Raw genomic sequence first — 14,270 nt, 5'->3', positions numbered from 1 at the left:
AAATCATTTGGCGGGCGATGTGGCGGTCGGGAATACGACAACGCCTATAGCCGCAACGACACCGGCTCCCGCCAGATGTCACGGTGGCGTTATCTGTCGATCGATTTTCTCAGGCTCCCGGCGGCATCCTGAATATATTGCCAGGCGACGCGACCGGAGCGGCCGCCGCGCGTGGTCGCCCATTCCAGCGCCTCGTGATGCAGGGTTTCGCGATCAAGGCCGAGATCGAAATGTTCGGCATAGCTGTCAATCATTGTCAGATAGTCTTCCTGGCCGCATTTGTGGAAGCCGAGCCACAGGCCGAAGCGGTCCGAGAGCGAGACCTTTTCCTCAACAGCTTCCGAAGGGTTGATGGCGGTCGATTGCTCGTTCTCCATCATGTGGCGCGGCAGAAGATGACGGCGGTTGGACGTGGCATAGAACAGCACATTGTCCGGACGCCCCTCTATTCCGCCATCGAGTGCTGCCTTCAGCGACTTGTAGGCCGTGTCGTCGTGATCGAAGGAGAGGTCGTCGCAGAAGACGATGACGCGTTCGCCGGAAGCTTTCAATATATCCAGCAAGGCGGGCAGGGTGTGGATATCTTCGCGATGCACCTCGACCAGCTTCAACGGAACGCCGCTTGCGGCGCGCACATCTTCGTGAACGGCCTTGACCAGCGAGGATTTGCCCATGCCGCGTGCGCCCCAGAGCAGCACGTTGTTGGCGGGAAAACCATCGGCAAAACGCAGCGTGTTCTCGTGCAGGATATCGCGCACATGATCGACGCCGCGAATGAGTTTCAGCGCAATGCGGTTCGGACGCGAGACCGGCTGCAGAAAGGAATTGACCGGCGTCCAGACAAAGCAATCCGCCGCATTCCAGTCGTTCACGGCAGGTGCCGGGCCTGCCAACCGTTCCATGGCGACGTTAAGCCGGCGCAGTTCGGCAAGAAGCAGGGTGGCCGTCTCTTCTCGAATCATGGTGTTTCTTCCGCTTATCCGATGTTCATAACGATGTTTTCAACCCGGCCTAGCATGGCGTTTCAGGCCCATAAAGGTTAAGAGGTCCGGAATCGGTACGGCGTGGCTTCTGCATCTGTTGCATTCCCGGCGTTCCCCACTATATTCCGGCGGCTTGAAAGCTGGGGCGGCATACGAGGTCGTGCTGTAATCGTTGAGGAGTTTTATATGTTCATTAGTCAAGCTTTTGCCCAGGACACGGCGGGCGGCGCGTCTGCATTCGGTTCCGGCCTTGAGATGCTTTTCCTGTTTGCACCGCTTATGGTGGTCTGGTACTTTTTCCTCATTCGCCCGCAGCGCGCGCAGATGAAGAAGCGTCAGGAAACGTTGACCAATATTCGCCGTGGCGATCAGGTCGTTCTTGGTGGCGGCATCGTTGGCAAGGTGACCAAGGTCATCGACGACAATGAACTCGAAGTCGAAATCGCCGAAGGCGTGAAAATCCGTGCCGCTCGTGCTTACATTGCCGAAGTGCGCGTGAAGGGCGAAGTGGTCAAGACGGAAGCCGCTTCCTGATCCTGCCGGATAATTGAACGTCCGCTTCCGAATTTGACGGGTTGCGCATCGCGCAACCCCAACCCTGACCGAGATCGAAATGCTTCATTTTTCCCGTTGGAAAACAGTCTTTATCTGGTTGCTTGTGCTGGCAAGCGTCTTCATCGCATCTCCCAACCTGTTTTCGGACAAACAGCTGGAGGGCATGCCTGCCTGGTACAAGGACAACAAGGTAACGCTCGGTCTCGACCTTCAGGGCGGCTCGCACATCATGCTCAAGATCGAGCGTTCCGACATCGTCAAGGAACGGCTTGAAACGATCGTGGGTGACGTGCGCACGCAGCTTCGCGACGCCAACATCCGCTATTCGGGGCTTACGGGCAACGGCCAGCAGATCCAGGTTCGGATCAGCGATCCCGCTCAATATGAAGCGGCGAAAACCGCGCTTCGCGACCTGACGCAGCCGGTGTCCGCCGGAACGCTGGTCGGCGGTTCCATCACAGAAGTGACGATGAACGACGGCGGCGACAATCTGCTGCGGCTCAACCTGACCGATGAAGGCGTGGATTATCGCCTGTCCTCGGCCGTGTCGCAGTCCATCGAAGTCGTGCGCCGCCGCGTTGACGAAGTCGGCACCACCGAACCTCTCATCCAGCGTCAGGGTTCCGACCGCATCATCGTACAGGTCCCGGGCCTCCAGGATCCGCAGCGCCTGAAATCGCTTCTCAACCAGACGGCAAAGCTGTCCTTCCGCATGGTCGATACCACCATGCCGGTGCAGGAAGCGATGAATGGCCGTCCGCCCGCGACCTCAGAGGTTCTTTATTCGCAGGACGATCCGCCGGTTCCCTATCTGGTGGAACGCCGCGCGCTCGTTTCCGGCGACAACCTCGTCGATGCGCAGGCAAGCTTCAACCAGCAGACCAACGAACCCGTCGTCACCTTCCGTTTCGACAGCCGCGGTGCGCAGCGCTTTGCGCAGGCGACGCAGCAGAATGTCGGCAAGCCTTTCGCCATCGTGCTCGACAATCAGGTCATTTCTGCACCTGTCATCCGTGAGCCGATCATCGGCGGTTCGGGACAGATTTCCGGCAGTTTCTCGGTTCAAGGCGCCAACGACCTTGCAGTCCTGTTGCGTGCGGGCGCACTTCCGGCCACGCTGACCGTGGTTGAGGAACGCACCGTCGGTCCGAGCCTTGGTAACGACTCCATCACCGCCGGCCTCACGGCAAGCGCCATCGGCGCCGTCGGCGTCCTCATCTTCATGTTCGTCTTTTATGGCTTCTTCGGCCTGCTTGCGAACATCGCCCTCATCGTCAACGTGGTCATGCTGATCGCCGTCCTCAGTGTGATCGGATCTACGCTCACCTTGCCCGGTATTGCGGGTATCGTCTTGACGATCGGTATGGCGGTGGATTCCAACGTTCTGATCTACGAGCGAATACGCGAAGAGGTGAAGAGCGGAAAACCGCTGATCCAGTCACTGGATAACGGTTTCACACGCGCCTTTGCGACCATTATCGACGCCAACCTGACGACGCTGATCGTTGCAAGCGTGCTGTTCTACATGGGCACGGGTCCGGTCAAGGGCTTTGCCGTGACGCTTGCAGTCGGTATCATCACCACCGTCTTCACGGCCTATACGCTGACGGCCTGGATGTTTGGCTACTGGGTTCGCCGCAGCCGTCCGAAACATCTGCCGAAGGGTGTACGCACCGCCATGTTCGACGGTCGCGACATTCCGTTCATGCGTTATCGCCGTGTGGTTTTCATGATCACCGGTGTGATCATGCTCGCCTGCGTCGGCGGCTTCGTGGCCAAGGGCCTGAACCTCGGCATCGATTTCCAGGGCGGCTCGGTTATCGAAGTGCGCGCCAAGCAGGGTGAGGCCGATCTCGCAGATATTCGCGAGCGTCTGAACCAGCTGAACCTCGGTGAAATCCAGGCACAGAATTTCGGCACGCCGCAGGACGTTCTCATCCGCATTCAGGCGCAGGACGGCGGCGAAAACGCCGAGCAGTCGGCAATCACCCTGGTGCGCGGCGAGTTGCAGGACAAGTATGATTTCCGTCGCGTGGAAGTCGTTGGTCCGGCTGTGTCCGGTGACCTGACCGTGACCTCCACGATCGGCGTTGTGCTCGCCATGGCGGCGATCATGATCTACATCTGGGTTCGCTTCGAGTGGCAGTTTGCACTGGGTGCGGTCATCTCGATGGTGCACGACGTGGTCTTCACCATCGGCCTGTTCGTCTTCCTGGGTATAGAGTTCAACCTGACCAGTATCGCGGCGATCCTGACGATCATCGGTTATTCGCTGAACGATACGGTGGTCATCTACGACCGTGTCCGTGAAAACCTCCGGCGATACAAGAAGATGCCACTTTCGATGATCATCGACGTATCGCTGAACCAGACCCTTTCGCGCACGATCCTTACCGGTCTGACCGTGCTTCTGGCACTGCTGGCACTGTATCTGTTCGGTGGCGAGGTCATTCGTTCCTTCACCTTCGCAATGTTGTTCGGCGTCGGCATCGGCGTGTTCTCCTCGGTCTATATCGCGGCTCCGGTGCTGATCGCCTTCAAGCTGCGTCCCGACAGCAAGGATGCGGAAGACGAGAAGGATGAGAAGTCCGGCAATGCCATCGGCGGCAAGCCTGCCGTCTGATGGCCGGCGGGATTGAAATACGCCCGGCCCATTTTCCCGGCCGGGCGCCCATCGATGCCTATGGCAATGGCGGTTTCCGTTTCGCCGACATGTCGCACCGCGGCTCTCTCCTGTTGTTGCCTTCCGGCATTCACGGCTGGAGCCCGGTTGATGCGAAAGAATTGACGCTTGAGCATTTCGACAAGGTTCTGGCTGATGCGCAGGATATCGAGGTGCTTTTGATCGGCACGGGTGATGGCATGCGGGTCTTGCCGAAGGAATTGCGCGAAGCCTTCAGGCAAGCGGGCATTTCGGTCGATCCGATGAGCACGGGTGCTGCCGTGCGCACCTATAATATCATGCTTTCGGAATCGCGCGCCGTGGCTGCGGCGCTGATTGCCGTCGAAGGCTGACAGGACGTTTCGCGCGGGGAAACATGGCACCCACAGAGAATCTAGACGTCTGCCTCGCGACGCTGCGCGACACCGATCGCGACCGCTATCTCGCGTGCCTTCTGTCTCCGGCCGACAAGCGCGCAGCGCTTGCCGCGCTTTATGCCTTCAATGCCGAAATTGCCCGAATCCGCGATTCCGTGCGCGAGGCGCTGCCTGGCGAAGTTCGTATGCAATGGTGGCGCGATCTCCTTGATGGCAATGCGCATGGGGACAGCCAGTCTCACCCCGTTGCTGCCGCTCTTTTGTTGGCGATCGAGCAATATCGCCTGCCGCGACCGGTTCTTGCCAATATGATCGAGGCGCGCATCTTCGATCTTTATGACGATCTGTTCGTGGATCGTAACGCGCTCGAAGGCTATGCGGGGGAGACCGCCTCGGCACTGATCCAGCTGGCGAGCCTTGTGCTTTCGCCGGAAGACACTCCAGCAAGCGCGGAAGCTGCGGGACATGCGGGGGTTGCGCAGGCCATGGCCGGCATTCTAATGCTGATGCCGCTGCACCGTCGTCGTGGGCAGGTCTATATCCCCGCGGATATGCTCGCGGCTGCCGGGCTTGATCGCGAGACGTTTCTGGAAGGCGACGACAAACAACGCATCGGCATCGCCATCGAGATTTTTGCAACGCACGCGCTTGATCACATCGAGAAGGCGAGACGCGCCAAGATGTCCCGGAATGTCTTTGCGGCCTATCTTCCCGTTGCCTTGTCCGGCCCGGTCATCGCTGCTGCCAGAAAGGCGGGAGTGGGCGTGTTTGAAGGCGAAGTGCAACTGTCGCAGCTTCGCCGGCAATGGCTGCTGGCAAAGGCGTCTTTCCTCAAGCGTTTCTGATCGCTCGACCTGCACATCGCGCAGACAGATCGGAGCAATTTTCGCGTCGAGGCCGAAGAGCCACACTTCACGCAAGCCTCGGTGTTTAAGAGCTTGAGCCGGGTTCGCATCGTTTCGATTCGCGAATCGCGATGTTTCGGTGCTGAGGGAGCCTTCCCGCATGAATATGGCGGTCTGGATAATCGTTTTCGTGCTGCTTGCGGTCTTCGCTGTTTATGCCTGGCGCATGACACGGGCAACGGATGAGGACAATAACCACGATGTGGGGCAGGCGATCATGGATTTTGCCCGCGCGTTTCCCACCGAGGCGATCAGAAGCCTGCATATGACGGTGGATGGCGGCGCAGCCTTCGTGCGGCTGCACGACAACAAGGCCGGCTTCATGCGCAATATGGGATCCCATTATGTGTGCCTGATGATCGATCCCGAGCGGATAAGGGTCGAAAGTCTGGAAAGCGGTGACGGTTTCGTCGTTACGTTTTTCGATACGCCAAAATATAGCGGCTCATACCGCTTCAAATCCGCCGGAGAGGCCGCCGAGGTTTCGCTGTGGCTGCTCGGTAGCCTTGTGGAGGCGCAGGACCATCACGACGAAGGACCGCAGCCCTCGGGCGCCTGAAAGCGTTCTGGGCGTCATTGTCCGTCGAGCGGCGGGTTCTTGTGCGTCTGCACACGCTCGCGCCAGATGATGAAAAGGCCGGATGCGACGATGATGAGGATGCCGAGCCATTTCGATGGCGTCGGAAAATCCGAAAACAGCGCATAACCGAGAACCGTCGCCGAGATGATTTCGAAATACTGGAATGGTGCCAGAAGCGACAGCGGCGCCAGCCTGAAGGCCCTGACGATCAGGAGATGCATATAGCCGGATATCGACCCTAACACGATGAGTAGGGTGAGGGTGAAGCCGGATTGCGGAAGCGAGATCGCGAAATCCTTGTCACCGTAGGCGTCGCCGACCAGAAGGGCTGCCGCCATGAACACCGTGCCGGCAATGCCGGACATGGTCTGCATGACAAGCGGACTGTCGGCATCGCCGATAGCGCGGTTAAGGAACAGGTAGAGCGTGTAGAGAAATGCGCAGGCGACCGGCAGGAGCGATGTCCAGCCGAAGATCTCAAAACTCGGCTGAATGACGATCAGAGCGCCGCCGAAACCCACCGCAATCGCTGTCCAGCGTTTCCAGCCGACCCTGTCGCCGAGGAAGAGGGCCGACATCATCGTCAGCATAAATGGCTCGACGAAATAGATGGCAAAGACATCGGCGAGTGGCATGTATTTGACGGCGGCGAAGAACATCAGGCTGGCACTGGCATGCAGCACGCCGCGCAGGCAGTTCATCCACGGTCGTCTGGCGCTGAACAGCGCTTTGGGTGAGACCAGCAGCAGCAGGGGCAGGGTGCACAGAAGCTGGAAAAAGAAGCGGTAGAAGGTGACCTGCGCCGGTGACATTCCGCCGCTCACCGCCATGTATTTGGCGATGGCATCCATGACGGGCAGCACGAACATGCAGCCCGCCATGATCATCATGCCCTTGGCGACATCGTTCAAACCGGTCTGGCTGGTCATGGGTAGGGCTGCGCTTTCAACCAAAAGGTCTGACGAGGAAACGGGAGCGCCAGAGGGCGCTCCCCCTCGACGAGGTCAGGCGGCCTTCTGGCGTGGCAGGCTCTTCATATCAATGACGAAGCGATAACGCACATCGCTTTTTATCATGCGTTCATAAGCCTCATTGATCTGATCGATATTGATCATCTCGATTTCGGCGGCGATGCCTTTTTCGGCGCAGAAATCCAGCATTTCCTGGGTTTCAGGAATGCCGCCAATCATCGAGCCGGCGAAGGTCTTGCGGCCGGGGATGAGGCTGAATGCGTGCACCGATAGCGGCTTCTCAGGCGCTCCGACCTGCACCAGTGCGCCATCCCGCTTCAGCAACGCAAGATAGGCGTTGATGTCGTGGTCGGCGGCAACCGCGTCGATGATAAGATCGAGGCTGGAAGCCGCTTTCTTCATCTGGTCGGCATCGCGTGAAACGATCACCTCATGGGCACCGAGCTTTTTCGCGTCTTCTGCCTTGCCGGGGGAGGTGGTGATCATCACGACCGTGGCGCCCATGGCATTGGCGATCTTGACTGCCATATGGCCGAGGCCACCGAGACCGACGACGCCGATGCGCTTGCCGGGACCTGCATTCCAGTGCCGCAGCGGCGAATAGGTGGTTATGCCGGCGCAGAGCAGGGGTGCTGCGGCTGCTGGATCGAGCCCTTCGGGGATCCGCAGCACATAGCGATCATCGACGACCACATGGGCAGAATAACCACCAAGCGTATGTGCGCCGCCGCCCATGGCCTTGTCAGGCGAGTTATAGGTGCCGGTCATGCCGTTTTCGCAATATTGCTCCAGCCCTTCGGCGCAGCTTGCGCATTCACGGCAGCTGTCGACGATACAGCCGACGCCGACGCGGTCACCCGCCTTGAATTTCGTGACCTGCGCGCCCACCCGACCGACGCGGCCGATGATTTCGTGGCCGGGGACGCAGGGGTAGAGAGAACCCGGCCATTCGCTGCGGGCCGTATGGATATCGGAGTGGCAGACGCCACAGAACTCGATTTCGATTTCGACATCGCGCGGGCCGGGATCGCGACGCTTGATGGTCGCGAGCTTCATCGGCGAAGAACCGTCATCGCAGGCATAGGCTGACGTTGTGAACATGGTCGTTCCTCCTCTTGTGGTGATCGATATTGCATGCACTTGCAGGCGACAAAAAAGTTGCGGCGGGTTTCAGCCGCCGGAGCCGGCTTCGGGCACTGCCGGGCCAAAGACCTCCTCAAAGGCCTCTCGCAGCAGAACATCGACATCGCCGATCATAACCGGCAATCCAAGATCGACAAGGCTGGTGACGCCATAGGCGCTGATGCCGCAGGGAACGATGCCGGAAAAATGCGCGAGGTCGGGATCGACATTGATCGACAGCCCGTGAAAGCTCACCCATTTGCGCAACCGGATGCCGAGCGCGGCGATCTTGTCCTCGGCCATGCTACCATCGGGAAGCAGGGGTTTTTCCGGACGCCTGACCCAGACGCCAACCCGGTCTTCGCGCCGTTCGCCACGGACATTCATCTTGTCGAGCGTGCGGATGATGACATTCTCCAGCGCGGCGACATAGGCGCGGACATCCTGGCGCCGGCGTTTCAGGTCGAGCATGACGTAAACGACGCGCTGTCCCGGCCCGTGATAGGTATATTCGCCACCGCGACCGGTGGCGAAGACCGGAAAACGCTCCGGCTCGATCAGGTCGGCAACATCGGCACTGGTGCCTGCCGTGTAGAGTGGCGGGTGCTCCAGAAGCCACACGAGTTCGTCGGCCTCGCCATTGGCTATGGCGGCAACTTCGCGTTCCATCTCTTCTATAGCCAGTTCGTAAGGCACGAGACCTTCCGAGATTCGCCAGCGAACAGGCGGCGAGCCGGGAACGGGCAGCATATTTGTCTCGATATCCGTGCGTGTGAGCATGAAAAAGTCCTTTCCACAGCCTTCTCGCAAAATGATGAGAAGGCTGCAACCCCAGCATTTCCGGGCTTCCTGCATATAGGGTGGGTCGGGCCGATTTTTAATTTCAAAAAACTGTCACGACGCTCTTGTGCACCCAAAATCCTTTTGCTACATGCACCCCCGTCGGCGCAAGTCGACGCCTACCACGATGCGGTCGTGGCGGAATTGGTAGACGCGCAGCGTTGAGGTCGCTGTGGGGCAACCCGTGGAAGTTCGAGTCTTCTCGACCGCACCAAAGAAACCCGCTTCGGCGGGTTTTTTCTTTTTCTGCCAATCGTTTGGCTTTGCTCCTCCCAAAAAAAAAGAAGCAGTTACGTCGATTAAATACGCCTCGGGCGACTTCGACTTGTTTCGTCTCGGCAGCCCGGGCTGTAAAATTTCAGGGCGTCAGATTATCGATCTTGCCGCCATTCGGATGAGATGTTTGCGGCTTAGCGTCTCCCCGCGCGATTGCCGTCACCGACCCGGTAGGGGTCGCCATCCATGACCTGGTCCATCCGCCATTCGTTTCCGCGATAAGGGCTTTGCCACGTCTGGCATCCAGCTAGAAAGACAGTTGCCGACAGCAACCCAAAAGTAAGAGCGGTTCGCAGCATATGAGCATCCTTCGACATTTCATCTTGCAGTCATGTAGGTGCAAGCGGTTGGCTTTGCGACGCTTTTTTTGAAATTATCGTGCTTTCGAAACCGGCATCCGGATCAGGCGCCATTAAATTTCGGTGGATATCGATACACGTTGTAGTAGCCGGTTAAATACCCCCTCAAAACAAGGGGTGGAATATTAGAGGTCTGATGTTAGCGTTTGTCAGAAAAAAAGGTCTGGAGGTTTTCGTGCAGGGGGACAAGGCGGATTCAGACAATGCGCTCGGCTATTATATGTGGAGCATTTCCGACAATAGGTTGATCATGGACACCGTCACCGCGGAGTGTCATGGCTTTTCCGAAGCGGTGGCATCGCGAGGTGTGTCGATTGAGGATATTCTCGAAAGAATAGATATGGAAATGCGCGATCAGGTGGCGCGGGCAATTTTCGAAAGCATTACTACCGGCGTGTTTTTCGACCAGCGTTACAAGGTGCATCTGCCAGATGGTTCCATCCGCTGGATCGTGGCGAAGGGCAGGGCGATTTTCGATGCTGAAAATACGCCGTTTCTTGGTCTCGGCAGCGTTCGCGATATCACTCTGAAAAAAACCTACCAGTTCGAGCCGCGCCAATAGCTATCGAGTGTCATGAAAAATGGCGCAAAAAAGAGGCGGCTTTCGCCGCCTTTTTCTGTTCGCACGCTACCGGGATATCAGAAGACGGCGAGATATTTCAGCAGCGAAATAATGCCGATGATGATGACGATGACTTGCGCGATCTGTTTCGCGCCGCCGCCGACGGGCAGTCGTGCGATGAGCCACAAGACGAGCACGATCACCAGGAAGGTGATCAGAATGCTGACGAGCGTAGATGTAACCATAGGTCCCAGCTCCCTGTATAATAAAGGTTCAACGGTCGTTCACCGTTGTGTGAGTAAAAAGCGCCAGACAGGTTTTGGTTCCATGCGATTGGTTGCACGCGATTAAATTAGGAATATTAGAATGATAGATGGTGGAAAGGTGAAGTTAAGGCCGGTTGGCGCCACCGCCAAGGTCGGGCGGCTTGGTCGCCCACTGATTTCGACAGTGACCGGCGGCGCCCTGGAAATTGTGACGGGTGTCTCTGAACCGGGCTTCAATCCGATCGACCTCCTTTATTCGTCGCTTGCGGCATGCCTGGCGCTCAGCGCCCGGATTGCGGCGAGCCGAATGGGGTTACTGGACGGCTTCGAGAGCGTGCTCGTTGACGTTTCCGGTGAGAAATCGGCGCAGGAGCCCTATCGCATCATCCGTTTCGATATCAGGATGGAGATTGCCGGGAGTTTCGACGAGGCGACGCGCGCCGCAATTGCCCATGCGGCCGAAGATATCTGCACCGTCAGCAACACTTTGAAGGGCGACGCGGACTTTGCTGTTTCGATCGCTAGCTGATCGTCACGGCTTTCGGGATTTTTCCCATTTCTTCACAAGCCGGTCGCGTTTCAGCTTCGACAGGCGCTTCAGCCAGAACACACCATCCAGCTGGTCGATCTCGTGCTGGATGCAGATGGCGTGAAATCCCTTGGCGCTCTCTCGATGTTCCACGCCCGCTACGTCCTGAAACCTCACCTCGACCTCAGACGGACGTTCCACCTCTTCGGTGAAGCCCGGCATTGAGACGCTGCCTTCCACATGCCGCATGGTCTGCCCGGAGTGACTGACGATTTCGGGATTGATGTATGTCAGCACGGTTCCCGGTGTCAGCTCAAGCACGAAGACGCGCTGTTTTACACCGATGTGAGCCGCTGTGATGCCGACGCCGGGGGCGGCGCGCATGGTGTCGATCAGGTCCGTGACCAGATTTTGCAGGTGGTCGTCAAAAACAGTGACCGGCGCGCAAATCTCTGAAAGGCCGGCATGGGGGTAGGACAGGATCGGCCTGATTGCCAAGGAATGCTCCGTTCGTTTCAGTTTTGAGAGGATAGCGCGGCGAGCGCCTGTCCCTCCGCTGTGACCTCCAGCCAACTGCGCTGGGTGCGGGCGTCGCGTTTCGCCACCCGCACAAAGCGCGGTGACAGGGCGGAGATTTCGCGCAGGACGAGGGCATGCGCAAGTCCCAGCCGATTGGCGATGCTGCGGCTGTCGGTGGCGATATCCATATTGATGGCCAGAAGGATCGCCGCGCCCGTGGCCGAAAGCGCCTGCGACGATCCTTGCACGATCTGCTCCACCGCTGCCATAAAAGCCGCTGCAGATTGTTCCTCACCCATCAAGCCATCCTGTTCAAGAGGCGGAATCGGCAAGCAGGCGGAAGGAGACGAGTACCGATTTCGACGTTGGCGTGAAGCTGCCTTCGCCATAGCTTGACAGCGGCACCAGCACGTTCAGTTCGGGATAATATCCGCCGACACTGCCGCGCGGAATATTGTAGGGGACCAACCGGAAATTTTGGGCGATCCGCTCCACGCCATCGCCATATTCGCCGATGACATCGACGCGCTGGCGGGAGTGGGCGCCCAGCGCTTCCATATCCGCAGGATTCATGAAGATGACCTGGCGTTCGCCATAAACGCCGCGATAACGGTCGTCCATGCCGTAAATCGTGGTGTTGTATTGGTCGTGGCTGCGGAATGTCTGCAGCACGAAAAGATTGTCGCCCGTGAGCGCCTGCTGATGCTCGGTCTGTTCGGGAAGCGGGCCGCTATAAAAGACGGCCTTTTTTGCCGGTGTGTTCCATTCCCGTTCGGAGGCCGTGTTGCGCAGGCGAAAACCGCGCGGCACGCGGACGCGTTCGTTGAAATTGTCGAAACCCGGGATGACCCGCTCGATCATGTCTCGGATGAGATCGTAATCCTCGGCAAGCGCTTTCCAGTCGACCTGCGCATTGCCAAGGGTCGCTTGCGCAATGCCGGCAACGATGGCGACTTCGGAGCGTAGTTCTTCCGAGGCTGGCGGATTGATGCCGCCGGAACCATGCACCATGCTCATGGAATCCTCGACCGTGACGATCTGCGGCTTGCCCGCAGAATTACGGTCGATTTCCGTTCGGCCAAGGCAGGGCAGCACGAAGGAGATTTCGCCCGGCACCAGATGCGAATGGTTGAGCTTGGTGGCGATGTTGACCGTCAGTTTCTGATTTTCAAAAGCCTTGACGATCAGCGGACTGTCGGGCGTTGCCCGCATGAAGTTGCCGCCGAGCGCGATGAAGGTTTGCGCCTTGCCATCCAGCATGGCGGCTACGGCCTCCACGGTGTTGTGGCCGGGTTTGCGCGGCATGGCGACGCCGAGTTCTTTTTCCAGTGCGTCTAGCAGCGCCGGCGGCGCTTTTTCATCGATACCGACGGTGCGGTCACCCTGAACGTTGGAATGGCCGCGTACCGGGCAAAGACCGGCACCGGGGCGGCCGATATTGCCGCGCAGCAACATGAAGTTGGTGATTTCGCGAACCATGATGACGGAGTGGCGATGCTGGGTGACGCCCATGGCCCAGGTGGCGATGACGGAGCCGGCATTCATGTAGATGCGGGCGGCTTCTTCGATTTCTGCGCGGGTGAGGCCGGACTGGTCGAGAATGCTTTCCCAGCTGGTCGCCTCGACGGCATCACGATAAGCCTCGAACTCGACCGCATGTTCGGCGATGAAGTCGTAATCGATGATGGCAGATTCTTCGGCAGTCCTTGCGGCGTCGTCGGCTGCAAAGATCGCCTTGCTCATGCCGCGCACCACCGCCATGTCGCCGCCTTGCCGGGGCTGGTAATAGTTGGTGGCGATCTTGGTGTTGCCGCCGGTGATCATCTCGATCTTGTCCTGCGGATCGGCGAAGCGCTCCAGCCCCTTTTCCTTGATCGGATTTAGGACGACGATTTTCGCGCCTCGAAGCGCTGCCCGGCGCAGGTCGCCCAGCATGCGCGGGTGGTTCGTGCCGGGATTTTGGCCAATTACGAAGATCGCGTCTGCCTGCTCGAAGTCTTCCAGGAGCACTGTGCCCTTGCCGACGCCGATCGAGGCTTTCAGGCCGACACCGCTTGCCTCGTGGCACATGTTGGAGCAGTCGGGAAAATTGTTCGTGCCGTAAAGCCGAACCATTAATTGATAGATGAAGGCTGCCTCGTTGGAGGCGCGGCCGGATGTGTAGAATTCCGCCCGGTCCGGGCTGTCGAGGCTATTGAGAACGCCGCCGATTTCGGCAAAGGCGTCGTCCCAGGAGACCGGCAGATATTTGTCGCTCGCCCGGTCGTAACGCATCGGGTGGGTGAGGCGGCCCTGCTTTTCCAGATCGTAGTCAGACCAGCCGCGCAGTTCGGAGACGGTGCGGGTGGCGAAAAAATCCGGCGGCACCCGGGCTTCCGTCGCTTCCCAAGCGACCGCCTTGACGCCGTTTTCGCAGAATTCGAAGGAAGAGCCATGCTCCGGATCGCCCCATGCGCAGCCCGGGCAATCGAATCCATCCGGCTGGTTTGCCTTCAGCAGCGTGCGTGCGCCGGAAATCGGCGCGCCGGATTCCATCAGCCGTTTGCCAACGCTTTTAAGCGCGCCCCAGCCACCTGCGGCGGCGGAAGCCTTGCCGATGAAATCTGTCTTGCTCATTGTCGTGATTTTCCTGAAATTTTCCTGGCCGCCCAAGGATACTTACCGTTTGGCAACGGCCAATCATATATAAAAAAGCTCTTTCAGAATCGTCTATGGACGACATATGTCAATCTCTATCTTATCGGTTCCGACGGAACGGCAAGGG

General features: G+C 58.6%; 15 protein-coding genes and 1 tRNA gene. 8 read left to right on the top strand and 8 right to left on the bottom strand.

Annotated features, from left to right (window positions below; translation table 11 throughout):
• Positions 1 to 89: 89 nt before the first annotated feature.
• A complete protein-coding gene (locus tag QE432_RS20465; RefSeq protein ID WP_306625476.1) occupies positions 90 to 962 on the bottom strand; it encodes an ATP-binding protein in 873 nt (290 codons plus the stop codon).
• A gap of 207 nt (positions 963 to 1,169) precedes the next feature.
• Between QE432_RS20465 and yajC the strand changes: the two genes are divergently transcribed.
• The 5 genes from yajC to QE432_RS20440 all read left to right on the top strand — a co-directional run bounded on the left by yajC (position 1,170) and on the right by QE432_RS20440 (position 6,041).
• The gene (yajC, locus tag QE432_RS20460; RefSeq protein WP_003515350.1) at positions 1,170 to 1,517 is read left to right on the top strand and encodes a preprotein translocase subunit YajC; all 348 of its coding nucleotides are present in this window, start codon (positions 1,170 to 1,172) and stop codon (positions 1,515 to 1,517) included.
• A 79-nt stretch (positions 1,518 to 1,596) separates the two neighbouring features.
• Positions 1,597 to 4,161 (top strand): protein translocase subunit SecDF, encoded by a 2,565-nt coding sequence (secDF, locus tag QE432_RS20455; protein ID WP_003515348.1) that lies wholly within the window; start codon positions 1,597 to 1,599, stop codon positions 4,159 to 4,161.
• Positions 4,161 to 4,553: an Mth938-like domain-containing protein gene (locus QE432_RS20450; protein ID WP_111790252.1), complete on the top strand. Its 393-nt coding sequence runs from the start codon at positions 4,161 to 4,163 to the stop codon at positions 4,551 to 4,553. The genes secDF and QE432_RS20450 overlap by 1 nt, the downstream gene beginning before the upstream one ends.
• A 23-nt stretch (positions 4,554 to 4,576) precedes the next feature.
• Positions 4,577 to 5,422 carry a phytoene/squalene synthase family protein gene (locus QE432_RS20445; protein WP_025593499.1) on the top strand — a complete coding sequence of 282 codons (846 nt, stop codon included), beginning with the start codon at positions 4,577 to 4,579 and terminating at the stop codon, positions 5,420 to 5,422.
• A 160-nt stretch (positions 5,423 to 5,582) separates the two neighbouring features.
• Positions 5,583 to 6,041 carry a hypothetical protein gene (locus tag QE432_RS20440; RefSeq protein WP_003515343.1) on the top strand — a complete coding sequence of 153 codons (459 nt, stop codon included), beginning with the start codon at positions 5,583 to 5,585 and terminating at the stop codon, positions 6,039 to 6,041.
• Positions 6,042 to 6,055: 14 nt separating this feature from the next.
• On the opposite strand, the gene QE432_RS20435 is transcribed toward QE432_RS20440, so the two are convergent.
• The 3 genes from QE432_RS20435 to lipB all read right to left on the bottom strand — a co-directional run bounded on the left by QE432_RS20435 (position 6,056) and on the right by lipB (position 8,935).
• On the bottom strand, positions 6,056 to 6,991 hold the full coding sequence (locus tag QE432_RS20435; protein WP_306625474.1) for a DMT family transporter: 936 nt from the start codon (positions 6,989 to 6,991) through the stop codon (positions 6,056 to 6,058).
• Positions 6,992 to 7,066: 75 nt separating this feature from the next.
• Positions 7,067 to 8,134 (bottom strand): NAD(P)-dependent alcohol dehydrogenase, encoded by a 1,068-nt coding sequence (locus QE432_RS20430; RefSeq protein ID WP_003515339.1) that lies wholly within the window; start codon positions 8,132 to 8,134, stop codon positions 7,067 to 7,069.
• A 69-nt stretch (positions 8,135 to 8,203) separates the two neighbouring features.
• Positions 8,204 to 8,935 carry a lipoyl(octanoyl) transferase LipB gene (gene lipB / locus QE432_RS20425; RefSeq protein WP_003515336.1) on the bottom strand — a complete coding sequence of 244 codons (732 nt, stop codon included), beginning with the start codon at positions 8,933 to 8,935 and terminating at the stop codon, positions 8,204 to 8,206.
• Between the two features lie 189 nt (positions 8,936 to 9,124).
• Here lipB and QE432_RS20420 point away from each other — a divergent pair.
• Positions 9,125 to 9,209, top strand: a tRNA-Leu gene (locus QE432_RS20420).
• Positions 9,210 to 9,766: 557 nt separating this feature from the next.
• Positions 9,767 to 10,192, top strand: a complete 426-nt coding sequence (locus QE432_RS20415; protein ID WP_306625472.1) for a PAS domain-containing protein — start codon at positions 9,767 to 9,769, stop codon at positions 10,190 to 10,192.
• A 77-nt stretch (positions 10,193 to 10,269) separates the two neighbouring features.
• Here QE432_RS20415 and QE432_RS20410 read toward each other — a convergent pair whose 3' ends face one another.
• On the bottom strand, positions 10,270 to 10,437 hold the full coding sequence (locus QE432_RS20410) for a Thivi_2564 family membrane protein (RefSeq protein WP_003502827.1): 168 nt from the start codon (positions 10,435 to 10,437) through the stop codon (positions 10,270 to 10,272).
• A gap of 121 nt (positions 10,438 to 10,558) precedes the next feature.
• Between QE432_RS20410 and QE432_RS20405 the strand changes: the two genes are divergently transcribed.
• Positions 10,559 to 10,987: an OsmC family protein gene (locus QE432_RS20405; RefSeq protein ID WP_306625468.1), complete on the top strand. Its 429-nt coding sequence runs from the start codon at positions 10,559 to 10,561 to the stop codon at positions 10,985 to 10,987.
• 3 nt (positions 10,988 to 10,990) lie between these two features.
• Here the strand turns inward: QE432_RS20405 and QE432_RS20400 are convergent, their stop codons facing one another.
• From QE432_RS20400 to QE432_RS20390, 3 genes are read right to left on the bottom strand one after another with little or no spacing between them, the layout of a single operon-like run.
• On the bottom strand, positions 10,991 to 11,485 hold the full coding sequence (locus QE432_RS20400; protein WP_111804853.1) for a peptide deformylase: 495 nt from the start codon (positions 11,483 to 11,485) through the stop codon (positions 10,991 to 10,993).
• Positions 11,486 to 11,502: 17 nt separating this feature from the next.
• Positions 11,503 to 11,805 (bottom strand): hypothetical protein, encoded by a 303-nt coding sequence (locus QE432_RS20395; RefSeq protein WP_111804852.1) that lies wholly within the window; start codon positions 11,803 to 11,805, stop codon positions 11,503 to 11,505.
• A gap of 13 nt (positions 11,806 to 11,818) precedes the next feature.
• Positions 11,819 to 14,122 (bottom strand): FdhF/YdeP family oxidoreductase, encoded by a 2,304-nt coding sequence (locus QE432_RS20390; RefSeq protein WP_115063138.1) that lies wholly within the window; start codon positions 14,120 to 14,122, stop codon positions 11,819 to 11,821.
• Positions 14,123 to 14,270 lie beyond the last annotated feature (148 nt).

The organism is Agrobacterium sp. SORGH_AS_0745, from assembly GCF_030818995.1.
GTDB classification, from domain to species: Bacteria; Pseudomonadota; Alphaproteobacteria; order Rhizobiales; family Rhizobiaceae; genus Agrobacterium; species Agrobacterium tumefaciens.
This window is presented reverse-complemented; position numbering and strand designations above follow the sequence as displayed.